This is a genomic window from Bacillus sp. AFS041924 (genome assembly GCF_002577195.1).
Lineage (GTDB): Bacteria > Bacillota > Bacilli > Bacillales > Bacillaceae_G > Gottfriedia.
On the sequence record NZ_NULG01000123.1, the window covers coordinates 12237 to 34651 of the forward strand.

Consider the following 22415-nt stretch of genomic DNA (forward strand, 5'->3'; position numbering starts at 1 on the left):
GAAAAATTAATTTTATTTATCCTATTTTGTGAAAAAATTAACATACATTAATTCTAGGGGTGATTAATAGATGGTTAAAAAGGCACTTATTATTATCGATTATACAAATGACTTTGTAGCAGATGCTGGTTCATTAACATGTGGTAAACCAGCACAGGAAATTGAAAAAAGTATTCTTCAATTAACAAAAACTTTCATTGAAGATCAAGATTATGTTGTATTTGCTGTAGATGTCCACGACGAGAATGATCCGTTTCATCCCGAAACAACATTATTTCCACCTCATAATATTAGACATACAAAAGGAAGAGATTTATATGGTGGCTTAATGGATTTATACAATTCATCAAAAGGTAAAACAACTATTCAATGGATTGATAAGACTCGTTATTCCGCATTTGCAGGAACTGACCTTGAGATGAAGCTAAATGAAAGAGGAATTAATGAAGTTCATTTAATTGGGGTTTGTACTGATATTTGTGTATTACATACAGCAGTCGATGCTTATAATAAGGGGTATAAAATAGTCGTTCACGAGCAGGCTGTTGCAAGCTTTAATGCAGCTGGTCATGAATGGGCATTAAGTCATTTTAAAAATACTTTAGGGGCGGAAATAAGATGAATTACAACTTTCACGATGATAGCCTTGCACTTCATACAGACCTTTATCAAATTAATATGGCAGAAACATATTGGGGAGACAATATTCACAATAAAAATGCTGTTTTTGAACTTTACTTTCGAAAACTCCCATTCGGGAATGGATATGCGATATTTGCAGGTTTAGAAAAAATAATTAGTTATCTTCAAAACTTTAAATTTAGCAGTACAGATCTTGAATATTTAAAAGAAGAACTTGGATATAAAGATGAATTTATTCAATATTTGTCTGGTGTAAAATTCACAGGTTCCATTAGAGCAATTCAAGAAGGTGAATTAGTATTTGGAAATGAACCAATTTTAAGAATTGAGGCCCCTTTATTAGAGGCTCAATTAATTGAAACTGCCTTATTAAACATCGTTAATTACCAGACTTTAATTGCTACAAAGGCGTCACGTATTAAACATATCGTCGGTAATGATACCCTTATGGAGTTTGGTACTAGACGTGCTCAAGAATTTGATGCAGCAATTTGGGGAGCAAGAGCTGCTTTTATTGGTGGATTTCATGCGACTAGTAATGTTCGTGCTGGTAAGTTATTTAATATTCCTGTTTCAGGTACCCATGCTCATGCGCTCGTGCAAGCTTATCGAGATGAATACATAGCTTTCAAAAAATATGCAGATCGTCATTACAACTGTACATTTTTAGTAGATACGTACGATACTCTTAAAAGTGGAGTCCCTAATGCGATTAAGGTTGCTAAAGAGCTAGGTGATAAAATTAACTTTGCAGCAATCCGGTTAGATAGTGGTGATTTAGCTTATTTATCAAAAGAAGCTAGAAAAATGCTCGATGAAGCTGGCTTCGTAAATACGAAAATTGTTGCTTCGAATGATTTAGATGAATATACAATTTTAAATTTAAAATCACAAGGAGCAAAAATCGATTCTTGGGGTATCGGAACAAAGCTTATTACTGCATATGATCAACCGGCTCTTGGAGCAGTTTATAAATTAGTAAGTATTGAAGATGAAAACGGTAAGATGATTGATACAATAAAAATTTCTCAAAATCCCGAAAAAGTAACAACACCTGGGCTAAAGAAATTGTACCGAATTATTAATACGGTTAACCATCACGCAGAGGCTGATTATATTGCCCTTGAAGATGAAGATCCAGCATCAGAGGAAAAAATAAAGTTATTCCATCCAGTTCATCCTTACATCAGTAAGTTTGTTACTAATTTTGAAGCTAGAGAGCTTCATCATCAAATTTTTACAAAAGGCGAATTAGTATATAAAATGCCTGCGATTAATGACATTCAAGCGTTTGCTGAAAACAATTTAAGTGTACTATGGGAAGAATATAAGCGTGCATTAAACCCAGAAGAGTATCCAGTAGACTTAAGTCAAAAATGTTGGGATAACAAGATGGAAAAAATAGCTGAAGCTAGAAAGAAAACAGAGGAAATGAAAAATGGCTAAAATTGGGATTTACGGCAGTTCGTTTGATCCGATCACAAATGTTCACTTATGGACTGCGAGTACGATTGCTCATCGTTGTCAATTGGACAAAGTAATATTTTTACCTTGCTCTTCAAAAAGAAGAGATAAACAATTACATAATACTGATGAACATCGCTGGAATATGTTAAATCTAGCAATTCAAAATAACACAAAATTTATTGCAGACGATTATGAAATGAACAAAGAGGCTTGGGAAGTTTTTACTTACTATACAATGAATCATTTTAAAGCAAAGTATAGTGAAGACGAAGTTTATTTCATAATGGGGGCTGACCTACTAGAAGATATTGCAGAAGGAAAATGGAAATATGGGGATCAATTAGTTTCTGAAAATAAATTCATTGTCATGGCACGTGATGGAATTGATATGTTAAAAACCATCTCTCGTTCTCCTCTATTAAGAAATAATGATAATGGATCTAGGTTTCATTTAATTGATAAAGGATTAGCCATGGAAATTAGTTCAACTTATATCCGTGAAGAGTTTGCTAAAGGCGGCGAGCCAAGATATTTATTACCTGAGGAATGCTATGCGTATATTAAAAAATACAATCTGTATCAAAAGGAGAATGAAGATTGAACAATTTACAAAAAGAAATAGTTGAAGAAATGAAAGTAAAGCCTGTGATCGATCCTAAAGAAGAAATCAGAATTAGCGTCGATTTCTTAAAAAACTATCTAAAAAAACATCCGTTTTTAAATGGTTTTGTTTTAGGCATCTCAGGTGGTCAAGACTCAACCTTAACTGGTAAACTTGCACAAATCGCAATTGATGAATTAAATAGTGAGCAATCTGAAAAAAATTATGTATTTATTGCAATTCGTCTACCTTATGGTGTACAAATGGACGAAGAGGACTGCCAAGAAGCATTAAAGTTTATCCAACCAACGAAAACCTTCACTGTAAATATTAAAGCTGCAGTAGATGCTAGTGTTAAAACATTAAAAGATATTGGCATTGAACTGACTGATTTTGCAAAAGGAAATGAAAAAGCTCGTGAAAGAATGAAGGCTCAATATAGTATAGCTGCAATGAATGGCTGCGTTGTATTAGGAACTGATCATTCGGCTGAAGCAATTACAGGTTTTTACACTAAATATGGCGATGGTGGATCTGACCTTTGTCCGATTTTCCGTTTAAATAAACGTCAAGGAAAAATGCTATTAAAAGAATTAAATTGTCCTGCTAAGCTATATGAAAAAGTTCCGACTGCTGACCTTGAGGAAGATCGTCCACAATTAGCAGATGAAGTCGCTCTTGGGGTTACATACGAAGATATTGATGACTATTTAGAAGGTAAAGAAATTAATGGTGAATCTCAAGCAAAAATCGAATCATGGTTTAATAAATCTAGACATAAGAGACAAATGCCTTACACTGTTTTTGATAAATTTTAAGATAAAGTCGCCAATTTTTGGTGGCTTTTTTTCGTAAAAGTTTATTAATTGGATATGAAAATAAAAAATTGGACAACGTAATAATACAGTTTTTAAGAAAGGAATGTTCATGATTATGTGGATTTTATTTTTCATTCTTTTAATCTTATGGGTATTAGGATATTTTACTTTCCATATCGCAGGCGGATTAATTCATATTGTATTAATTATTGCAATTATAGTCTTTATCGTTAACTTATTTAGACGCAAAAAGTAGCCATATTAAATAGCAAAGAGAGCTCGATTTTTTCGAGCTCTTTTTGTTTTGTTTTTTATATAAACCGCACTTAAGTATACGAAAGTCTCTTCTATATTCTTCTATTTTTGAATAAACTTCTATGAATATCATAATTAATAGAGGAGCGAAAATATGAAAGTTGTAAGTATGGAGCCCCCTATATCAATGGAACAAATGCTTCAAACCATTCGTACAGGACTACCAAAAACATTGGAACCTAAACATATAATCATTGTTGGTGCAGGTATTTCTGGCTTAGTGGCTGCTTCTCTTTTAAAGGCAGCAGGGCATGCAGTAACGATTCTCGAAGGAAATAACCGAATTGGTGGTCGAATTTATACAAATCGATCTTTTTACGCAAATCAGTATATGGAAAATGGTGCGATGAGAATACCTTCAATTCATTTACTTGTACTAGAATATATAAAGAAATTTAACCTTACTCTTGAAGAATTCATTAATAGCACACCAGAAGATATTATTTATGTTAATAACGTAAGAACACTTCAAAAGCTATATGAAGAAAATCCCAACATTCTAAACTTCCCAACTTCACCATCTGAAAAAGGTAAAACCGCAGAATATTTGGCTCAATACGCAATGCAGCCTGTAACTGACTTTATAAAAAAGAATCCAAAAAAGAATTGGGAAATCGTTATTAAATTACTTGATCGTTACTCGATGGAATATTATTTGAAATACAATCCATATGGAAGAACATTATCAGTTGGTGCAATTGATATGATCAAGGTTATGCTTGGTATGGAAGGCTTTCCGGAACTTTCATTCACCGCCCTACTTCGAGAAGTAATGATTTTATTTACTCCAGGGCTTAAGTTTTATGAAATCAAAGGTGGAAATGATCGTTTACCATATTCCTTCCTTCCTGAATTACAAGACAATCTTTATTACAATCAGAAAATGAAAAAGATTGAACAACACGACTCATATGTAACAATTCATACTGAAGACACACAAACCTCGCAACAATATACCGTCACTGGAGACTTAGCCATCATTACGATCCCATTTTCATTACTAAATTTCGTTGAGGTAATTCCACGCGATTTATTTTCTTACAATAAATATAAAGCAATTCGACAATTACATTATGTACCCTCGACTAAAATCGGATTACAATTTAGAACTAGATTTTGGGAGAAAGAAGGGAATATTGGAGGGAAAATGATTTCTGATTTACCGGTTCGTTATTCCTATTTCCCAAGTCAATCCGTCGGCTCAGAAGGTCCAGGTGTCATATTAGCAAGCTATACATGGGAAGACAACGCATCAATTTGGGATAGCTTAACTGAAAAAGAACAAATAGAGAATGCGCTAGAAAATTTATCCAAAATCTATGGAAAAGAAATATATAATGAATATGTTACTGGTAATACATTTAGTTGGTCAGAAAATCCATTTTCAGGTGGTGCTTTTGCCATTTTCAAACCAGATCAGCAAACTGAAATTGCCCCTTATATATCAACTCCAGAAGGAAGAATTCACTTCGCTGGAGATCACACTTCTACCGCTCCAGGTTGGATTCAAGGTGCAATCGAATCCGGAATAAGAGTAGCCTATGAGGTTAACGATCTGCCTAAATCGGAAGCAAATAAGAATATCGAAACGACTGAACAAGGATAAAGTAGTGAGTTGTGAACTTTGTTCATAAAGTAGAGTTTTTGGTGCATAAACCGCTGACTTTGGTGCATAAACAAGAGTTTTCTGTGCGTAAACTGCTGATTTTCGTTCATAAACAAAAGTTTTTCGTACGTAAACCAGAGTTTTCTGTGCATAATCGATTGAACTCAATTAATTGAACCCGCATATGAGATTTCAAATAAAAAAAACACAAAACCCACAAGGACCTTGTGGGTTTTCTTCATAGTTTTATCCTATTTTCAAATATCCAACTGAAGGAACAAATGAATAGCCTTGATTTATAACCATATCAGTTAGTTCCGTTGTATCAGTATCTCTGACTTGGTGAAATAATTTATATTTTATTGTTTTTACTTTCTTTCCTCTTAATACATTGTTTAAATAAACTAACTCAATTTCTAAAAATGGGATTCTGTACTTTAAATTATTCGTTATTCTATTTGTAATTAGTTCATGGAACTCAATATCAGCAGTATTAACTGAATTATTTTTCATACCTTCTGCTAACTTATTTTGTTTTTCAGTAAACTCACTAATAATATATTCGATTTCCACTTTTGATAGGGAACGAGTTTCTTTTAATGGCAATGTAACTTGATTTGTTTTTTCTTTACTAAATATTCGTTTAAAAAGTTTAATCATAGTCCCGTCCTCTTCAACTTTATTCTTATTTATATTTTGGCACTGTTAAACAAAATTGTAAAAATAATTTTCAAGGCACTAATACTATTCGATTATTAAACCAAAATTCCTTTGTAGAATTGCTTCTCTTTTAAAATTTTTAGTGCATTATTTAGGAAATTCTAGAGGTAAGACTTTCCTCTTGTAAATAGTAATAAAAAACACCTAAAAGTAGGTGTTTTTTTACCTTTCACATGCATAATTATCATGATCATGATCACGATCCATTTGGATAAACTTTTCTTAAATCAGTACAATTCTTAAAATACTGTTTATCGAATGATAAAGAGATTTTTCAATTTCAAGAGACTTTACTTACGAATATAAAGATCTCCATAAATAAAAGGTTACGTAAGCTTCCCAGCCTTTCCATTTTGTAGCTAATTTCTTAATTTCATCAATTGAAGGTTTTTTATCTAATGCTAGTTGATTTTTTATAGCATTATGTATGCCTACATCAGCAATCGGAAAAGCAGTTTTCTCCTTTAAACATTTCATCAGCACATAATCTGCAGTCCAGTTCCCAACCCCTCGAATTTCTACTAGTTTATTTAGTTTTTCCTCATATGAATCTAATCGGTCCAATTTCTCTTTTGAAATGGATCCTTCAGCCATAAGTTTTGCGATGCCAATGATGTATTCCGCTTTTCGTGTAGTGAATTTAAGACTTGTTAAATCTGAAACTTTTAGTTCGGCAATTACATTTGGAGTTGGAAATAGCCAAAAAGTTTCATCCTTCCATTTCAAGCGCTCTCCATACTTTTCTACAAGGCTTCTTTTTAAAGAAAATGCAAATGTAAGATTGATTTGTTGGCCCATAATCGCCCATGTAAATGCTTCAAACAAATCCGGAATTCCTATTACACGAAGTCCGAAATGCTGATTTATTAGTTGCTGTAGCAATTGATCATTTTTACTTAATTGATAGAAATCAGTTAGATCACGATCTAGATCAAATAAATCCCAAACAAATGCAGCTGCAGCTACTTTTGCTTCGTCACTTTGAATTTGGTCAGTAAACTCGATCAATACTTGATTAGGATCACCGCTTATTTTTAGTAAAATTAATTCATTTTCTATTTTAATAACCTTATAAAAATACTCCCCTCTAACTTGATGGAGTACTTCATTTTTCGATCTTGCTAAAAATACTAAGCATTCTTTAAAGCTAAAGTCTTTTGGTGTTAAAATGGATATCGAATTCTTACTTTCATTTATTACTAGCGAATCTTTGAATTCTTTATTCATATTAATCACCTCTCCCTCTTAGTTTAGTATCTAAAAATACATAGTTCATAAATTAACAGTTTCTTTATCTTGATTAGCGACCTTTTCCTTCTGTGATAGATAGCTATGTAAGATCATGCCAACCATTATTATAACCATACCAGTCCAAGAAATGATTGATGGAAGTGCTGAAGATAAGAAGAAAATCTCACCAATTACTGTGAATAATACTTCCATTGATTGTGTTGCTTCTACCGCTCCTAATTTTTGCATATTTCCTCTTACTAAATCAGTGGCATGAAAAAATAATACCGTTGCAATCACACCTGATGCGATCGCTACAATTAATGATTGTGAAATTTGGCTTTGATTTGGAAGCCCTACAGTATATAAACCATAGATTGATAGAATGATCCAAAATGGTAAACTTGCCAAAGTCATTCCTAAAACACGTTGATATACATCCAGTTTTCCATCACATATTTCCATCATTTTTCGATTACCAAGAGGATATGCAAAAGAAGCAATGATAACTGGTAAAATGCCTATTAAAACTGTTGAAATAGCTATTTTTGTAGCTAATTCAACCTGCATTAACAAAATACCAAAAATGATTAATAGCGACATCCCTAATCCTTTAAATGGGATTTTCCCTCGTACCTTCCGCGTTCCATTTGAAGTATGAACTGTAATGAAGAAAAATGGCGCTAATAGTGATCCAGATAAAATGGTTATTTGCCAAGAACTAGCTATAAGCCATCCTGGAGAATAGACGGCTGCGATACATATTGGTGCATAAAACAATCCAAATCCAATTGTTGACCAAATAATCCAGCTTTTAATTTTCCCCTTCATTTCTTTCAACAAATCATCGAAATTTCTTCTAGAGAGTACGATTAACAATAAAAAAGGTACCATAAAAAAGTACCTAAGCGATGCGCTCCAAATCCAACTACCACCTGATATTTCCATTGAGCGATTTAAAATAAATGTGATTGAAAAGAAAAATGCTGCTAATATTCCTAATAATATCGGGCGCATAGAACCACCTCTTAAACTATTTCATTTATCATTTACGATAGAATGATTTCGGTTAGAACTTTATTTAATTTTGGGACAAAATACAACTTCTATCTTTAATACCAACCATTTATTACATTACTTTTCAGTTTTTAAATGGAGGCTTCTTCTACTAAATGAACTCCGCCAACCCACCAATCAATTCCGATTAAATTAATTCGATTTGCTTTGCCAGATAGTACTTCTATTCCCCATCTTGTTAATTCAAGCTTTGCTTTTGGGTTATGTTGTTTAAAACTTGGCAATTCACTATTACTGCTTATTAAAGGATAATCACCTTTCATTAATTCATTTAAAATTGCTGCAAAATATAAATCACTTAATCCATCATTCGTTCTTTGTCTGACGAGTTTATTAAATAGTTCTGCAAAGGTGTTAATCCCTTCATTGATCATTGATAATGCTAAAAATTCTACTTCATTTAATCCATTCTGTGAAGATGGAAAATAAGTTTTGTGACTTAATAAAGCTTGCTTTAAAAATGGGAGTGAATGACATTCCTGAATAAACTCATCAAGTTCTTCCAAACTTTCTGATTGATAAGCTTTCCATCCTGCACATGCCTCTTCAATTTGTTCTTTTGTCATTTCCTGTTTAGTTGGAAGTAATTCAATTAATTGTTCAGATGATAATTGACCTAGTCCATGAAATGGTTCAATTCCTTCATATTCATTCATACTAACCATCGAAATTTTTTGAAATCCAAGTGTCGATAATTCTGTTAATAAATATAGAATCGTCACCTGATCGTATCGATCATGTTCGAACCATAAAACAACTTCCTCAGTCCGAGATAGTTCTTTTAATAATTGATATTGTTTTTGGCAATTTTCAATAAAAAAACTTGAAGGAATTTGCAGCTTTTGTTCAAAAAATTCTGCTCTTCTTCTATATGTTTCTTCTAAAGTCCACTCTTGGCTAAGTGGCCCAAAATCATACATTTCTCTCCATACAATCATTTTACCACTTAAAGATTTTAATTTTCCGCCAACCACGTCACCATTCACAATGTGATTCATCTATTCATCTACTCTCCCATAAAGTTAAATTAATTAGAAAATACATTACTCCAAAATATTGTTGTAATGTACTTTAACAAAATCAAAAAGATTATTTAATTAAATTCTTAATTCTTCTTATTTATAGTCGATTCCTTTTATATTGACAATTATTTTTAAGTTACAATAAAAAACCACCTAGATATAGGTGGCGAAACATTTAAAGTTCAACATTATAAAATTAATCTCTTTTTTGTTTTTTTCTAGTAGAAGACATATGGGTACCTGTTTCGGATGTAGTAGTCCCTTGACCTTGTACATTTGGTGACCCTAAGCCAGCTCTAGACGGATCTTTTTTAGTTTTTCCCATTTCACTCACCTCCATCTTTACTTTTTCTAAACGTTAACTTCTTTATTCAAAGAATATTTTTCCTGTAAATTGCAAATCTTATATTTCTGAGGAGGTGTTTTTTATGGCTAGAATCGGAGTAGAACAATCTTTAACAAATGTCCAAGAAGCATTACGTTCAGCAGGGCACGATGTTGTTGAATTAAAACAGGAATCAGATGCAAATGGTTGTGATTGCTGTGTAGTAACAGGACTTGATTCAAACGTTATGGGAATGCAAGATACTGCTACACAAGGAGCAGTAATTGAGGCAAGCGGCTTAACAGCTGAACAAGTTTGTCAACAAGTTGAAAGTAGATTACAATAACAAATTACCAGCCGAAGTATATGAAACATTCTAAAGAAAACTCGCCGATTAGCGAGCTTTATTGCGAAGATGGTGGCGTTACTGAGTCCTTTTCCTCGCAACAAATTTATACTTACTTAATGTGCAAAAAAGGGTAAGCAAAATTTATTGAAAATTTGCTTACCCTTTTTTCGAATTATAAATTTAATCCACCGTACAACAAAGCTCCCATTACAATAAATGCTGGATGAAGTTTTACTTTTTCCATTAATATGTAGCTAATTACTCCTAAAAACAGAAATTGTCCAATTCCGATTTGAGAATAAGAATCATGAAATGAATTATATGCCATGACACCAAGTAATACTGCGATAGTCGGTTTGACGTATAGTGTCATTCGCTTAACTTGTTTAGAATGACGATATTTATACAAAATTCCCATTAAAGTCAACATGAGGATTAGAGAAGGTGCTACTGTAGCGAATACAGCCAAAAACGAACCTAATATTCCTCCCTCATGGAATCCGATATATCCTGCCATTTTCGTAGCAATCGGTCCTGGAAGAGAGTTCCCCATAGCGAGAACCTCATTAAATTCTTGATGTGATAGCCATCCTCTGCTAACAACTTCTTTTTGAATAAGAGGAATGGTTGCAGGGCCTCCACCATACCCTAAAATATTAGCAACAAAAAACGCCCAGAAAATGTTCCAATATACCATTATGCAGACAGTCCTTTTGATTTTTTACTTTCTACTGTATTGCTCGGCTTAACTACTGCAAATAAAAGTAGGCCTCCAATAATAAATCCTGGATGTATATGAAAATATTGGATTAAAACAACGCCTACCAAAATATGCCCGATTGTAAATGGCCATTTTAACCCTTTAACGGAGCTTTGGACAAATTGCCAAGTTAGCACGCCAAGCATTACCCCAACTACTGGAACGATGGCCTTAGTCATCCCTTGTACCCATTTTAGATCTTTGAATGTAACTAATGTTGTCAATAAAATGACCATTAATATAATCGTCGGTAAGGTCGTCGCAATAACTGCATTGATCATCCCCATCTTACCGCCAACTTTAAATCCGATGTAACCAGCCATTTTCGTATTGATTGGTCCTGGTAGCGTATTTCCAATAGCTAGTACATCACCGAATTCTTCATCACTCATCCATTTAAAACGTTCAACCACTTCTTTATGTACTAAAGGAATGGTCGAAGGTCCACCTCCATATCCAAGCATGCTGCTTCTGAAAAAGGCGATAAAGATGTTTAATTGTTTCATAAAATCCATCCCTTTAGTTTATCTTTCGTTTAATTAGCAATAAGACAAGAGCACTTTTCACATTTGCCACATGGCATCTTCTTAAATGGCTTAGGTTGATTAACCATGCTAACTAAAAGTGAAGTCTCCGTATTACAAAAAGAACATGTTTCACCAGTTGGAGCTTTTTGAATTTGAGGCATTCCTACTAACTTTAAGGCTTCTTTCATATGTTTATCGCAAGCTAACAACATATAATTCACTCCCGCTCCTAAAATTGTTTATGGTGTAGTAGTCACTTTCTTTTTCGGATGATCTAATTTTCGCTTTTTCACTTCTTCTGTTACTTCTTCATTCCAGGAAATCGTTACATCTTCGTCATTGATGAAAGCTTGACAACCTAAACGATAACCTTTGCTTAACCATTCTTCACCAAGTTTTCGACGTTCTTGCACTTTTATATGATCAACAGTACCCTCTTCAATTTTACAAACGCAGGATCCACAAACTCCTCCACCGCATCGATTTGGTAATTCTCCATCAAAACGAAGAGACATACGTAAAATATTGGAGTTTTCCGGTACTTCTAATACTTTTCCACTAGTAGCAAAATTCAGTTTCGGCATAATTTAAATCCTCCCCTTCACCTATTTGGTATACAATATACCATATTTATAATTTTCTGACAATATGTAAATTATATATATTTAGCTATTTTTCTTAATTTATATTACTCTATTTGTTTTTATATTCCGGTCTGATATAATATTTTGTATACCAAATACATCTGAATTTTCAAAAAATAGAGAGGTGATGACTTTGCTTAACACTGGCCTAATAGGATATGGAGCGATTGGACAGGATATCGTCAAATATATAAACGAAGGTAAAGCTGGAGACGTCTTGCTAAAGGCAGTGCTTGTACGAAGAAAGGACCAGTACGAATCGCATATAAACGACTTATTTTACGACAACGAAGAAGCTTTTTTTGAGTTAGGATTGGATGTTATTATTGAAACTGCAGGTCATGAAGCTGTCTACAAGTATGGAAAAACTTCTTTATCTTCTGGTAGTGATTTTGTCATTGCTTCTGTTGGAGCACTAGCGGATGATTCACTATTAGCTGAACTAGAAACGGCTGCAAAGCATCATAACAGCAGGATTATCATTCCTTCTGCTGCAATTGCCGGGTTGGATCGTGTGGCTGCTTCAATGTTACAAAGTGTTGACGAAGTGAAACTTGTAACTAGAAAACCACCAAGTGCTTGGCGAGGGACTATTGCAGAAGAAAAGATAGACTTGAACACTGTTAAAGAGCCGTTTTGCATTTACAGTGGTGTTGCAAGAGAATCCTCTAAGCTTTTTCCGGAGAGCACTAATGTTTCAGCTACATTAAGTCTTGCTGGAGTAGGCTTTGATAAAACAAAAGTTGAAGTATATGTTGATCCGACTATAACCCGTAATACACATCAAATTATCGTAAAAGGCTATTTTGGAGAAATGGATGTGAAGGTGCAAAACATTCCTTCAGCTACTAATCCAAAGTCTGGGTATATTGTAGCGATGAGTATTTGTAATGCTTTAAAAAGTAGAACTTCCTCTATAGTGATTGGAGTTTAATATTTTCTCATTTACTGTATGTGTAATGCATAACTAACTTTCTACGGTAAAAACTTAAAAGCCACTAATAAGATAGACTTCTAACAAGTCTAACTATTAATGGCTTTTATTTCTAACTTAGAAAAAATCAATTCGAACATAACCCGATAGGATCTTAACCCGAGTAAATTTATGTCGTTTTCTCTTTTCTTTTTTCTATGTAGTTCATGTACGCACGTCTAGAATTTTCAATATGAATTTTTGTTAAATACTCCGACATTTCTACTTCTTTATTTCGTACAGCCTTCATGATTTCAATATGTTCCCTTAATGATTCCTTACGTCTTCCAGGTGCTTCGTAACCCATATTGGCAGACATATGGATATAATCTGTTAAGCCGGATAAAATTTCAAATAGCTTCGGACTTTTCGCTGCTTTATATAATAGAAGATTCATTTCAATATGTTCGTTTTCAAAGTTTTCATCCGAGTGTTCTTCAATATAAAGAAGCTGTTCGATTTTTTGATCGAATTCTTTTTGAATTTCGTCCGTCATTTTTTGTGCAGCTAATTTTGCTGCTAACACTTCTAATGAAGATAAAATCGAAAACACTTCCATAATGTCTTCATCGGAAATATTCGAAACAATGACACCTTTACGCGGAACCGTTTTCACAAACCCTTGTGATTCTAAGCGGAATAAAGCTTCTCTAATCGGTGTACGGCTAATGTTCAGCTTTACTGCAAGCTCCCGTTCAATTAAGCGATCACCTGGCTTATAATGCCCTTCTAAAATCAATTCTTTTAAATATCTATACGCATGTTCTCGGATTGAAAGAAAATTTGTTTCCATTTCCATTCAATTCACCTGCCTCCCATTTCTTGCCTATTTTAAAAATAGTTTAACACCATTTCTTCAAAAGTAAATTGATATTTCCATTATAATCTCTTTTATTAGAGTAATCGAGTAGGAGGGCTGAAATACCTACCTATTAACTTTTTATACGACTCTTAGCTTCCCATGTTATTCATAGTCCATTTATCGTATTTTAGGATCTTAACTCACTACTCTGCTAAGTAAATCGACATATAATAATCAACTTTCACTTCTTTGAAATAAGAACTTAACTCCTATTTATTCTATTATGCAAATGCTTGTACACCAAAAAAGGCGATGTAGGGACAACACCTAACCGCCTCTAAACTATTATTTTTTTATGTCTGCATCCGTTACGACTTCATAGCCATCATTTGAAAGTAGCTCCTGCAATGCTTGAAGCGCAGCAGTTCCTACCGCAGTATCCTGTGCTCCATTTCCTCCGCTAATCCCAACGCCACCAATTACCTCTCCATTAACTACAATAGGAAAACCGCCAACAAAAATTGCAAATTTTCCATTTAACATATGTTGTATGCCAAATGCTTCATTTCCTGGAAGAGCTGGTCCATTTGGCTCTGTATTAAATAAATGCGTAGAGCGCTTATGACCTGCCGCAGTATACGCCTTAGCAATCGCAATTTCTGGACCAGTAATTCGAGCACCATTCATACGTTCAAGCGCAATAACGTACCCCCCATCATCGACAATTGCAATTGTCTCTGGCACGTTAATTTCTTCAGATTTTTTCTTTGCAGCTTCAATCATTACTTTTGCTTCTTCAAGTTCTAATTTTAATATTTTTTTCATTAGAAAAGCCTCCTTAATAACCGATATAAACCGTTTTTATTTGAGTAAAGAATTCAAGGCCGACTCTGCCAGACTCACGGAATGTAGAAGTACTAGATCGTTTTACTCCACCAAATGGCGCGTTCATTAAATTACCTGTTGTCGTACGATTTACTTTTACAGTCCCCGCTTGAATATCTTTCGTAAATTGATGAGCAAGTTTCAAATTATTTGTAACAATCGATGCGGATAACCCATATTCAACATCATTAGCAATTGAAACAGCTTCTTCATAGCTTTCAACTTCAATTACAGCTACTACAGGTCCGAAAATCTCTTCTTTCGCAATGCGCATCTCAGGCCTTACATTCGTAAAGATTGCAGGTTCAATATAGTAGCCATTTTCGTATTGACCATACGCAAGCTGTTGACCACCGTATTCAAGTGTCGCTCCCTCAACTTTTCCAATTTCAATATACTTCAGCACATTTTTTAATTGCTTTTCGTTTGCTAAAGGACCAATAATAACACTTTCCTCAAAACCGTCACCGATTCTTAAAGCGCTCGTTTTTTCTACTAATTTCTGAACAAATTGCTCTTTTACTTCTTTCATAACAATAACACGACTAGTGCCTGTACATGCCTGACCAGTAAGATGAAAACCTCCATTCACTGTCAGATTAACTGCCAAGTCTACATCTGCGTCATCCATTACAATTAGTGGATTTTTTCCACCAAGCTCCATTTGTGTTCTTGTCGTAAAGGATGTGTTTTTATGAATATGCTCCCCAGCATTCGTAGATCCAGTAAAAGTAACTCCACGAATAGCGGGATGTTTAACTAAAATATCCCCGATATCAGACGAACTTCCAGTAACAAAATTGATTACTCCCTTTGGAATACCAGCTTCATGTAGCGCTTCCACGAGTCGTAATGCAATTAAAGGTGTATCAGAGGATGGCTTGAAAACAACCGTATTGCCAGTAATTAATGCAGGAGCAATTTTTCTAGACGGTATAGATAATGGGAAGTTCCAAGGCGTAATAACTGAAATGACTCCAAGAGGTTCACGTTCTGTTGTTACTCTCATACTTGGATCATCATTCGGGAATGTTTCTCCTGTAAAGCTTTGTCCTTCAATTGCATAATAACGAAGCGTTTCTGCTGAACGAAGTACCTCCTGTTTAGCTGCGCTTATGATTTTCCCTTCTTCGCGTGTTAACTCATCTGCTAGTTGATCTGCTCTTTGTTCGAGAATAGCTGCCGCCTTATTTAAAATGGCAGCACGTTTAGAAGGAGGAGTTTGTGCCCATGCAGGAAATGCTTGGCTTGCTGCTTCAATTGCTTGCTTCACATCTTTTTCTGTAGATGCTTGAAATATTCCGACAATCTCTTCCTTATTAGCCGGGTTAACGCTTTGGAACGTTTTATTATTTGAAGACTCGATCCACTCTCCAGATATGTAATTTTTAAATGTTTCCAGTTTAGTAGTTAACAAATCGATCATCCTTTCTGAACAAGATGGCAGTTCCCTAGTCGGAAACTGCCATTTTAGTTTTCTACTTATTATGCTTGTACTAAAGCACCAAGGTCCTTCTCAAGATATTCTCTCCATAAGCCATCCATATACATACGGCGCATTTTTGCACCAGTACGTACTACTTCTAAGCAACGTTGTTGTAACTCTGGAGTATCAGCATGATCAAGTACGATTTTATATCCACGCTCTCCATGAATTTCGTCTGATACGATGTGTAAGTCGAAGAATTCAATCTCTTCATCTGTAAAGTTGTACTTCTCACGTAGTGCTGGAGTTTGCTTACGATAAATGTCTGGAACTTGAGACTCAAGTCCTACTACTAATGCAGCAGTTGCAACTACGAAGTTTTCACGTGCTGCTACTGCAAAGCACCAGCTTTGTAAACCTAAAGTTGTTGGTGCCATGTTGTTAGGGTCTAATACGCGCTCACGAGTTGTTCCGCAAGCTTCAGCAAATCGAATTAATAAGTCTGTATGGCGATCGCCAGCGATTTCTTCTTCGTACATATTTTGTAATGTAAAATCTTTTGCATCTTCATATTTTGGTAAGTTTGGAGTGTTATGATAAATATAAGCTAAGTAATCTGCAAAAGGTCCAACATAATGGTAATGGTTTTCAGCCCAACGAGCGAAGTGGCTACGCTCTAATTTCCCTTCAGCCCAAGCTACTGTAAAAGGTGCTTTTTGGCTATGATTCCCTTTAATCGCTTCCTCTAACTCCTTACGAAACTCATCTTTAGATAATAATCTAGACATCTTAACTCCTCCTTCAATATGTTTATGTAGTTTAATAGATTAGGTAAAAAATCGAAGTATACCAAACTGCTAAATATACCGATAAAAATCACTAAATCTGTGCATTTATTTGTATTTTGTATTTGGTATACCAACTAACCTTATAGTAACCTATTAATTTTTATTTGTAAATACATTTTTACTAAATTTTCTAATTTTTCTAAATTCTAAAGAGATGCTCTACCATATAACAAGAGCGACAATGGTAGAGACGATTAATCCTGCAGCAACAGGAAGTAGATTTTTCCTAGCTAACTCTAAAACGTTTACGCCACAAAAACTAGCAACCGCTACCAATGAAGACCATGCAATTAATGTACCGCCACCTGTCCAAACAGACCCCATTTGTCCGATAGCACCTAACGTACCTGCATCCATTCCTACACCTGGAGCCAAAGCTCCTGATAAAGCTCCTACTAATGGTAATCCGGAAAATCCTGATCCTTCTAACCCTGTAATAGCCCCAATGATTAATAGACCAAATGATGTTAAAACCGAATTATGTGGAATAATCGATTGGCCAGCCTGCACTAAATCAACTAAGAACGCTGGCTTTGCTACATTTTCTCCTAAAGAAAAAATAGTACCGCTAAAGTCTGAGCTTCCTAAAAAGAAAAATGCTGCAATCGGAATAACTGGTCCCATTGCGCGAAACGCAAATACAAATCCTTCAGTAATATGTTCACTAATTTTATCAAGAGCTTGTAAACGACGGAACGCTACACATGTTACAACCAACAGCATCGTCGCAACACCACCTATAAATGCTGCACCGTCTCCTCCTTCAAAGCCACCCATTTTGTTATGACCAAGTTTCGTTGAAAACATAAAAATAATAACTGCTAGTAGTGAAAGTGGGACTAATACAGCAAAAATTTTCCCCCATTTTTCACGCTCCCTAGTATCCACAGTAACTTCTGTTGCTGCAGCAATTTCATTTGCAGAAGAATTTTTGTTTATAAGTGACTGTACATATTGCAATGAAGCTTCACTTTCAGATTTACCGATCGATTTTCGTTCAGTTAAGTAAGTAATCGCGATCGCTACTCCCCCTGTAATTAGAGAAAGAACTAACACTTTACCTGATACAGCTGATGTTGGAATACCAGCAGATTTGGCAGTAAGCATTGGTGCGATCTGCATAATATAGTCTGAAGATAGTGCCATACCTTGTCCTGCAATCGAGACAACCATGGCACAAGCAATTGGCGACAAACCAGCCCGAATAGCCGCAGGTACTAATAACGTACAAATAAGCGGAACGGCAGGAGTAGGCCAGAAGAATAAGGAAATAACATACGTTACAACTAGTAGAACAGCAAAAGCGATATGTCCGTTTTTCATCACCTTTTGCATCGGAGCAATCATTCTTTCATCTGCACCAGTATCTTTTAAGGAATGTAATAAAGCTACCATAAAAGTGATGATCAAAAAGATTGTAAAAAGTTCTTTCGCTGCTACAAGGTTTGCATTGAACAACGCTTGAAATCCTCCAACAACTGATCCCTTATAAGCGATGGAAACAAGAAAGGTTCCAATGATGGTAGGAAGTACAACACCTTTTCGAAATAACATTGTTACAATTACAACAAGTGTCATGATACCATAAAGCCAGTGAGCAACAGTTAAATCCATAAACTCCACCCTCTCAATATAGGTACTTACAACTTACTTTCTTCTAGATGCAATAGCTTTTGAAGCTCGTGTGAAATGTTTTCAAGTGCTTCTTCTACAATCTTTTCCCCTATTTCGTAACTTGCTTTCGTTGCATCCCCAATGCAACCATTAGTCGTCATTTCTTCATATCGATAAAATCCTTGAATTGCTTTACCGGGTCGTAGCTGTTTCCACCTACCCTCGCTACAGATACTTCCTTTTGTAATTTTATTTGGTCTAATTAAGTGAGGAGCCAAGTAAAGTGCCTCTGACACTTCTCGTTCACAGCTGTGCCCGAATAACGGCGAGTGAATAGATTCTGAGATTGAAAGTTTGGCGGATGCTGTCGTTTTAGCATAATAAATCTCAGCATCTAACTCATCTGACAGCATAGTACAAGCAACATTTAATGTTGACTGATTGCCACCATGTGAGTTTAGTAATAAAAACTTGGTAATTCCATGATGTTTAAGAGAACTAATCATATCTTTTAAAATTGCTATAAGCGTAGTCGGTTGTAAAGAGATGGTACCCGGAAAATTCAAATGATGGTGTGAAACTCCCATATTAACTGTAGGTGTTACAATTACATGAGGATGCATATTTTCTGCTAGTTTCTGAGACATTCTCTCCGCTAATACAGCATCACAGCTTTCAACCATATGAGGGCCATGCTGTTCATGCGCACCAATTGGAATAATTGCGAGCTTTACAGTATGTAACGCATCTTTTACTTCTTCCCAGGTCATCTCAGTTAACAAGTATGCTTTCATATATTCACCTCCTTTCACGGTAAGTGTATCCGCTTACAAAAATTTCTGCTTTGGTTATGTGAATTTAATTTCAGAATAGTGAGGTATATTGTATACCTAAATGATGCAAAAAAATTATTGGGCATTGACTGGTTTTGCAACTTTCGGCATTGGGGCAATTATATTTTCCTGTGAAATGACAATATCATCTTTGATCGTTAGCTGACAGCATAAACGCATGCCTTCTTCTACTCTATCGCCTAACATTTTCTGCTCTTTCCAATTTGGCGGATCAAGCTTGTCTGCTCCTTCTAACACTCTACATGCGCATTTTGTACATTTCCCCATCCCACATCCATATTTCAGTTTTGGGAATTGACGGATACCTGCTAACACTACTAAATTCGCGTTTTCACGCACTTCTTGTTCAATTACTTCTCCTTCAACATGCAAGCGTACTTTTGGCATATGTATCCCTCCAATATAATTTTCTTAAAATTTCAAAAATTTACTCTGATTATAATTCTAATTTTTTAGAATGTAAACACTATTATTAATTTGGAAATCTTTAACATTAAAAAATTAATGTATTTCCAATCTTAATTTTTCTTCAACACATTCGGCTTTTTTATTAAAAATTCAGAAAATTATATTGCTTAATACTTTTTTATGTATTACACTATGAATAGAAATTTGGTATACAAAATACCTAATGCTCAATACTACATAATTAGATGAGGAGTGTGCAAAGATGGGTAAGTATATTGTATTAACGAATAAAGACACGTTTCAAACGATCGTTGATAACGAGGGTTTAAAGGCAATCGAAACATACCACTTCTACTTCTTTAATGAACTAAAAGCGAAATATACCATTGCCGAAGTGTTAGATGACAATATTAAAATTAAACTGTACGAAAAGTATGAAGGAAAAGAATACGTGAATGAAATTCGCGTAAAGTTCTTTGAAACATTTGAAACAATCGAAGCAGCACTAGAAGAGTTATACGAAATCGTTAAAGCTCAAGGCAACAGTGAGGACTCTCAGCATTCAAAACTAGTAAAGTCGGACGTATTAACTGTATAGATTTTACATAGAAATAGCACTGCTCCAGTGCTATTTCTTAATTTTTACAAAAATAAAAACATGATTAAACTCAATCAATCAAAGTAAACATCACTTAAACTTATTTATTCTCCCTAACTCACTATTCGGTAATTAGTGAAAAGAAAGATAAAAAAAGACAACCATTAACTGTTGTCCTTTCGATCCCTCTAAATAATCCACTCTAAACCAAACAAATAAAACATAACAATCATTAAATAACTAATTGTATATGGAATATTCCAATTCGATACTTTAAACGAATTCTCTTTCACGATGCTCGACATTAATCCGATTGTGGCATTGTACGGTCCTACTAAAAATGCAGAAATAGCTCCTGCCAGTAACGATACCGTTAAAATATAAGGTGAAATGCCTAAACTGTGCGGGTCAAGCGCTTCTGCCATTAATGTCAAAGTTACCGCGGGATGAAGTCCCGTAAAAGCAAAGGCTAAAGGAATTAAAGGTAAGAGAATTAAAAACACTTCTGGTCCCACAATATCCTTAAAATGAGTAACAGCTATATTTACTGTTTCATTTATATTCGTTCCCTTTACTACGGAAATAAAAAAGCCGGCTGACAAAAATATAAAAAATTGGTCTTTCATTTTAAAGGAATAAGTATGAAAGTAATCTTTTAAATTATGTAAAAATGCATGTTGTTGCTTAATGAGAAGAGACCAACCGAGTGCAAACGGAATAACTAAAATTGATACGATAATAACAAATGAATAGGAAAAAAGATGTTCTGCAAACGAAATAATCAGATTAAAAATAAGGATCGCTATGAAAATATGAAAAACTCTTCCTTGAGTAGTTACTCCTTCTAGTGAAGCAGCCGTTTCATCTTTTATTAAATCATTTCTAAGACCCTTCGTAACATTTTTTCGTGAGTTCCTTGAAGCCATGATCCAATCTAACGCAATCCCCAATATACTTAACGGTACAACATATGGCAAAATGGATACCCAACTTACCCCAGTTACACCAATTACAATCCCTACAATTGGTGTAATTGGTGCCCATAGCAATGGCATCGCAAATCCATGAGTAATTGCTCGACTCATAAATCGATCTTTTTGTTGAATGGAAAAAAGACTTAAGGATGGTTGAATAGAATAATATGTCATCGGTAGGGTTGCCAAGTTCATAAACATACTTAAAAAATAAGAAATACCCGATGTCATGATATACAACTGTCCAGATGTTTTTACTTTCTTCTGTATGATCGCTTGAATACCGTTTGCATATCCTCCCAATTTAACAGGAAAACCTAATATTGGAATTAATGCGAACAAAGTAAGTAAGTCTAGCATTGGACCGAATGAAAGAATATAGTCTTTTAAACTAGCATTGCTTCTCCAAAGAAGAAATAATCCAATCAGTAAAAAAATACTTCCTATTGTTCTAACAAGCGATTTAACAGTAAACATCGTATATAGAACAATTAAAATACATAAACAAGAGATAAAAAATTGTAAATCCCACTGAAACAAAGAGGATAATAAATAGAAAAAGATTACTAAAGCAAACATATACTTCAACACGTATCAACATCCCCCCTTCATCTTGGTATACCAAAATTGAATATTCACTATATTTTATAAGAGATTATACCATAAAAACCCTTTTTTGGTATACAATTTTATCTTTTATCACTTTAGGAAGATGAAATTTACTTGAAAAGATGTTGAGTATTATCAATTAGGAAGTAGGTATCTTAAAAAGTCTAAGTAAATATGTGCAAATTCTCTAAACGGCATAAGATTTTACAGTGTTATTATATTCAAATTCAAATAAGTTTAAACAAGATTAAGCAGCTTAAAAATAACAGGTTAAATAAAATAAGTAAAAAACCTTATCGGATTTATAGTGAACCCTTTATG

General features: G+C 34.4%; 26 protein-coding genes. 9 read left to right on the forward strand and 17 right to left on the reverse strand.

Going from position 1 to position 22415, the window contains the following annotated elements; all coding sequences use genetic code 11:
* The first annotated feature begins 70 nt into the window (after nucleotides 1-70).
* The 6 genes from COC46_RS19780 to COC46_RS19800 all read left to right on the forward strand — a co-directional run bounded on the left by COC46_RS19780 (nucleotide 71) and on the right by COC46_RS19800 (nucleotide 5449).
* Entirely contained in the window at nucleotides 71-622 is a 552-nt protein-coding gene (locus COC46_RS19780; protein ID WP_098811620.1) for a cysteine hydrolase family protein, read from the forward strand.
* The gene (locus COC46_RS19785) at nucleotides 619-2088 is read left to right on the forward strand and encodes a nicotinate phosphoribosyltransferase (RefSeq protein ID WP_098811621.1); all 1470 of its coding nucleotides are present in this window, start codon (nucleotides 619-621) and stop codon (nucleotides 2086-2088) included. The genes COC46_RS19780 and COC46_RS19785 overlap by 4 nt, the downstream gene beginning before the upstream one ends.
* Nucleotides 2081-2710: a nicotinate (nicotinamide) nucleotide adenylyltransferase gene (gene nadD, locus COC46_RS19790; protein WP_098811622.1), complete on the forward strand. Its 630-nt coding sequence runs from the start codon at nucleotides 2081-2083 to the stop codon at nucleotides 2708-2710. The genes COC46_RS19785 and nadD overlap by 8 nt, the downstream gene beginning before the upstream one ends.
* Nucleotides 2707-3528: an ammonia-dependent NAD(+) synthetase gene (gene nadE, locus COC46_RS19795; RefSeq protein ID WP_098811623.1), complete on the forward strand. Its 822-nt coding sequence runs from the start codon at nucleotides 2707-2709 to the stop codon at nucleotides 3526-3528. Before nadD ends, nadE begins: the two co-directional genes overlap by 4 nt.
* Before the next feature lie 109 nt (nucleotides 3529-3637).
* Nucleotides 3638-3784, forward strand: a complete 147-nt coding sequence (locus COC46_RS22005) for a lmo0937 family membrane protein (RefSeq protein WP_369700071.1) — start codon at nucleotides 3638-3640, stop codon at nucleotides 3782-3784.
* 153 nt (nucleotides 3785-3937) lie between these two features.
* On the forward strand, nucleotides 3938-5449 hold the full coding sequence (locus tag COC46_RS19800) for a flavin monoamine oxidase family protein (RefSeq protein WP_255294980.1): 1512 nt from the start codon (nucleotides 3938-3940) through the stop codon (nucleotides 5447-5449).
* Nucleotides 5450-5695: 246 nt separating this feature from the next.
* On the opposite strand, the gene COC46_RS19805 is transcribed toward COC46_RS19800, so the two are convergent.
* From COC46_RS19805 to COC46_RS19825, 5 genes are all read right to left on the reverse strand, one after another.
* Nucleotides 5696-6109: a hypothetical protein gene (locus COC46_RS19805; protein ID WP_098811624.1), complete on the reverse strand. Its 414-nt coding sequence runs from the start codon at nucleotides 6107-6109 to the stop codon at nucleotides 5696-5698.
* A gap of 354 nt (nucleotides 6110-6463) precedes the next feature.
* Entirely contained in the window at nucleotides 6464-7396 is a 933-nt protein-coding gene (locus tag COC46_RS19810) for a DNA-3-methyladenine glycosylase family protein (RefSeq protein ID WP_098811625.1), read from the reverse strand.
* A gap of 45 nt (nucleotides 7397-7441) precedes the next feature.
* On the reverse strand, nucleotides 7442-8416 hold the full coding sequence (locus COC46_RS19815; RefSeq protein ID WP_098811626.1) for a DMT family transporter: 975 nt from the start codon (nucleotides 8414-8416) through the stop codon (nucleotides 7442-7444).
* A 131-nt stretch (nucleotides 8417-8547) separates the two neighbouring features.
* Nucleotides 8548-9474, reverse strand: a complete 927-nt coding sequence (locus tag COC46_RS19820) for a DUF1835 domain-containing protein (protein ID WP_098811627.1) — start codon at nucleotides 9472-9474, stop codon at nucleotides 8548-8550.
* A gap of 220 nt (nucleotides 9475-9694) precedes the next feature.
* The gene (locus COC46_RS19825; protein ID WP_098811628.1) at nucleotides 9695-9823 is read right to left on the reverse strand and encodes a YuzL family protein; all 129 of its coding nucleotides are present in this window, start codon (nucleotides 9821-9823) and stop codon (nucleotides 9695-9697) included.
* Nucleotides 9824-9926: 103 nt separating this feature from the next.
* Between COC46_RS19825 and COC46_RS19830 the strand changes: the two genes are divergently transcribed.
* Nucleotides 9927-10169, forward strand: a complete 243-nt coding sequence (locus tag COC46_RS19830; RefSeq protein WP_098811629.1) for a YkuS family protein — start codon at nucleotides 9927-9929, stop codon at nucleotides 10167-10169.
* A gap of 175 nt (nucleotides 10170-10344) precedes the next feature.
* On the opposite strand, the gene COC46_RS19835 is transcribed toward COC46_RS19830, so the two are convergent.
* The 4 genes from COC46_RS19835 to COC46_RS19850 are packed head-to-tail and all read right to left on the reverse strand — an operon-like array spanning nucleotide 10345 to nucleotide 12043.
* The gene (locus COC46_RS19835) at nucleotides 10345-10869 is read right to left on the reverse strand and encodes a chromate transporter (RefSeq protein ID WP_098811630.1); all 525 of its coding nucleotides are present in this window, start codon (nucleotides 10867-10869) and stop codon (nucleotides 10345-10347) included.
* Entirely contained in the window at nucleotides 10869-11438 is a 570-nt protein-coding gene (locus tag COC46_RS19840; RefSeq protein WP_098811631.1) for a chromate transporter, read from the reverse strand. Before COC46_RS19840 ends, COC46_RS19835 begins: the two co-directional genes overlap by 1 nt.
* A 29-nt stretch (nucleotides 11439-11467) precedes the next feature.
* Nucleotides 11468-11680 carry a hypothetical protein gene (locus COC46_RS19845; RefSeq protein WP_176545235.1) on the reverse strand — a complete coding sequence of 71 codons (213 nt, stop codon included), beginning with the start codon at nucleotides 11678-11680 and terminating at the stop codon, nucleotides 11468-11470.
* Nucleotides 11681-11698: 18 nt separating this feature from the next.
* Nucleotides 11699-12043 carry a 2Fe-2S iron-sulfur cluster-binding protein gene (locus tag COC46_RS19850; RefSeq protein ID WP_098811633.1) on the reverse strand — a complete coding sequence of 115 codons (345 nt, stop codon included), beginning with the start codon at nucleotides 12041-12043 and terminating at the stop codon, nucleotides 11699-11701.
* Between the two features lie 187 nt (nucleotides 12044-12230).
* Between COC46_RS19850 and COC46_RS19855 the strand changes: the two genes are divergently transcribed.
* Entirely contained in the window at nucleotides 12231-13037 is an 807-nt protein-coding gene (locus COC46_RS19855; protein WP_255294981.1) for an aspartate dehydrogenase, read from the forward strand.
* A gap of 169 nt (nucleotides 13038-13206) precedes the next feature.
* Here the strand turns inward: COC46_RS19855 and COC46_RS19860 are convergent, their stop codons facing one another.
* From COC46_RS19860 to COC46_RS19890, 7 genes are all read right to left on the reverse strand, one after another.
* On the reverse strand, nucleotides 13207-13875 hold the full coding sequence (locus COC46_RS19860; RefSeq protein ID WP_098811635.1) for a GntR family transcriptional regulator: 669 nt from the start codon (nucleotides 13873-13875) through the stop codon (nucleotides 13207-13209).
* Between the two features lie 348 nt (nucleotides 13876-14223).
* Nucleotides 14224-14703, reverse strand: a complete 480-nt coding sequence (locus tag COC46_RS19865) for a GlcG/HbpS family heme-binding protein (protein ID WP_098811636.1) — start codon at nucleotides 14701-14703, stop codon at nucleotides 14224-14226.
* 13 nt (nucleotides 14704-14716) lie between these two features.
* Nucleotides 14717-16189, reverse strand: a complete 1473-nt coding sequence (locus tag COC46_RS19870) for an aldehyde dehydrogenase family protein (protein ID WP_098811637.1) — start codon at nucleotides 16187-16189, stop codon at nucleotides 14717-14719.
* Nucleotides 16190-16248: 59 nt separating this feature from the next.
* A complete protein-coding gene (locus COC46_RS19875) occupies nucleotides 16249-16977 on the reverse strand; it encodes an iron-containing redox enzyme family protein (protein ID WP_098811638.1) in 729 nt (242 codons plus the stop codon).
* Between the two features lie 219 nt (nucleotides 16978-17196).
* Nucleotides 17197-18651 (reverse strand): hypothetical protein, encoded by a 1455-nt coding sequence (locus tag COC46_RS19880; protein ID WP_098811639.1) that lies wholly within the window; start codon nucleotides 18649-18651, stop codon nucleotides 17197-17199.
* A gap of 26 nt (nucleotides 18652-18677) precedes the next feature.
* Complete coding sequence (locus tag COC46_RS19885; protein WP_098811640.1) at nucleotides 18678-19445, reverse strand: creatininase family protein; 768 nt, start codon at nucleotides 19443-19445, stop codon at nucleotides 18678-18680.
* A gap of 114 nt (nucleotides 19446-19559) precedes the next feature.
* Nucleotides 19560-19892 carry a 2Fe-2S iron-sulfur cluster-binding protein gene (locus tag COC46_RS19890; RefSeq protein WP_098811641.1) on the reverse strand — a complete coding sequence of 111 codons (333 nt, stop codon included), beginning with the start codon at nucleotides 19890-19892 and terminating at the stop codon, nucleotides 19560-19562.
* Between the two features lie 283 nt (nucleotides 19893-20175).
* Here COC46_RS19890 and COC46_RS19895 point away from each other — a divergent pair, with 283 nt between their 5' ends.
* Nucleotides 20176-20511 carry a hypothetical protein gene (locus tag COC46_RS19895; protein ID WP_098811642.1) on the forward strand — a complete coding sequence of 112 codons (336 nt, stop codon included), beginning with the start codon at nucleotides 20176-20178 and terminating at the stop codon, nucleotides 20509-20511.
* Between the two features lie 188 nt (nucleotides 20512-20699).
* Here COC46_RS19895 and COC46_RS19900 read toward each other — a convergent pair whose 3' ends face one another.
* Nucleotides 20700-22076, reverse strand: coding sequence for a hypothetical protein (locus COC46_RS19900; protein WP_098811643.1), 1377 nt, complete (start codon nucleotides 22074-22076; stop codon nucleotides 20700-20702).
* Nucleotides 22077-22415 lie beyond the last annotated feature (339 nt).

Excerpts from the sequence above, each read along its gene's own strand:
- COC46_RS19780 (WP_098811620.1), top strand. The coding sequence starts at position 71 with ATGGTTAAAAAGGCACTTATTATTATCGATTATACAAATGACTTTGTA.
- COC46_RS19785 (WP_098811621.1), top strand. The coding sequence starts at position 619 with ATGAATTACAACTTTCACGATGATAGCCTTGCACTTCATACAGACCTT.
- nadD (WP_098811622.1), top strand. The coding sequence starts at position 2,081 with ATGGCTAAAATTGGGATTTACGGCAGTTCGTTTGATCCGATCACAAAT.
- COC46_RS22005 (WP_369700071.1), top strand. The coding sequence starts at position 3,638 with ATGATTATGTGGATTTTATTTTTCATTCTTTTAATCTTATGGGTATTA.
- COC46_RS19800 (WP_255294980.1), top strand. The coding sequence starts at position 3,938 with ATGAAAGTTGTAAGTATGGAGCCCCCTATATCAATGGAACAAATGCTT.
- COC46_RS19805 (WP_098811624.1), bottom strand. The coding sequence starts at position 6,109 with ATGATTAAACTTTTTAAACGAATATTTAGTAAAGAAAAAACAAATCAA.
- COC46_RS19810 (WP_098811625.1), bottom strand. The coding sequence starts at position 7,396 with ATGAATAAAGAATTCAAAGATTCGCTAGTAATAAATGAAAGTAAGAAT.
- COC46_RS19815 (WP_098811626.1), bottom strand. The coding sequence starts at position 8,416 with ATGCGCCCGATATTATTAGGAATATTAGCAGCATTTTTCTTTTCAATC.
- COC46_RS19820 (WP_098811627.1), bottom strand. The coding sequence starts at position 9,474 with ATGAATCACATTGTGAATGGTGACGTGGTTGGCGGAAAATTAAAATCT.
- COC46_RS19825 (WP_098811628.1), bottom strand. The coding sequence starts at position 9,823 with ATGGGAAAAACTAAAAAAGATCCGTCTAGAGCTGGCTTAGGGTCACCA.
- COC46_RS19830 (WP_098811629.1), top strand. The coding sequence starts at position 9,927 with ATGGCTAGAATCGGAGTAGAACAATCTTTAACAAATGTCCAAGAAGCA.
- COC46_RS19835 (WP_098811630.1), bottom strand. The coding sequence starts at position 10,869 with ATGGTATATTGGAACATTTTCTGGGCGTTTTTTGTTGCTAATATTTTA.
- COC46_RS19840 (WP_098811631.1), bottom strand. The coding sequence starts at position 11,438 with ATGAAACAATTAAACATCTTTATCGCCTTTTTCAGAAGCAGCATGCTT.
- COC46_RS19850 (WP_098811633.1), bottom strand. The coding sequence starts at position 12,043 with ATGCCGAAACTGAATTTTGCTACTAGTGGAAAAGTATTAGAAGTACCG.
- COC46_RS19855 (WP_255294981.1), top strand. The coding sequence starts at position 12,231 with ATGACTTTGCTTAACACTGGCCTAATAGGATATGGAGCGATTGGACAG.
- COC46_RS19860 (WP_098811635.1), bottom strand. The coding sequence starts at position 13,875 with ATGGAAATGGAAACAAATTTTCTTTCAATCCGAGAACATGCGTATAGA.
- COC46_RS19865 (WP_098811636.1), bottom strand. The coding sequence starts at position 14,703 with ATGAAAAAAATATTAAAATTAGAACTTGAAGAAGCAAAAGTAATGATT.
- COC46_RS19870 (WP_098811637.1), bottom strand. The coding sequence starts at position 16,189 with ATGATCGATTTGTTAACTACTAAACTGGAAACATTTAAAAATTACATA.
- COC46_RS19875 (WP_098811638.1), bottom strand. The coding sequence starts at position 16,977 with ATGTCTAGATTATTATCTAAAGATGAGTTTCGTAAGGAGTTAGAGGAA.
- COC46_RS19880 (WP_098811639.1), bottom strand. The coding sequence starts at position 18,651 with ATGGATTTAACTGTTGCTCACTGGCTTTATGGTATCATGACACTTGTT.
- COC46_RS19885 (WP_098811640.1), bottom strand. The coding sequence starts at position 19,445 with ATGAAAGCATACTTGTTAACTGAGATGACCTGGGAAGAAGTAAAAGAT.
- COC46_RS19890 (WP_098811641.1), bottom strand. The coding sequence starts at position 19,892 with ATGCCAAAAGTACGCTTGCATGTTGAAGGAGAAGTAATTGAACAAGAA.
- COC46_RS19895 (WP_098811642.1), top strand. The coding sequence starts at position 20,176 with ATGGGTAAGTATATTGTATTAACGAATAAAGACACGTTTCAAACGATC.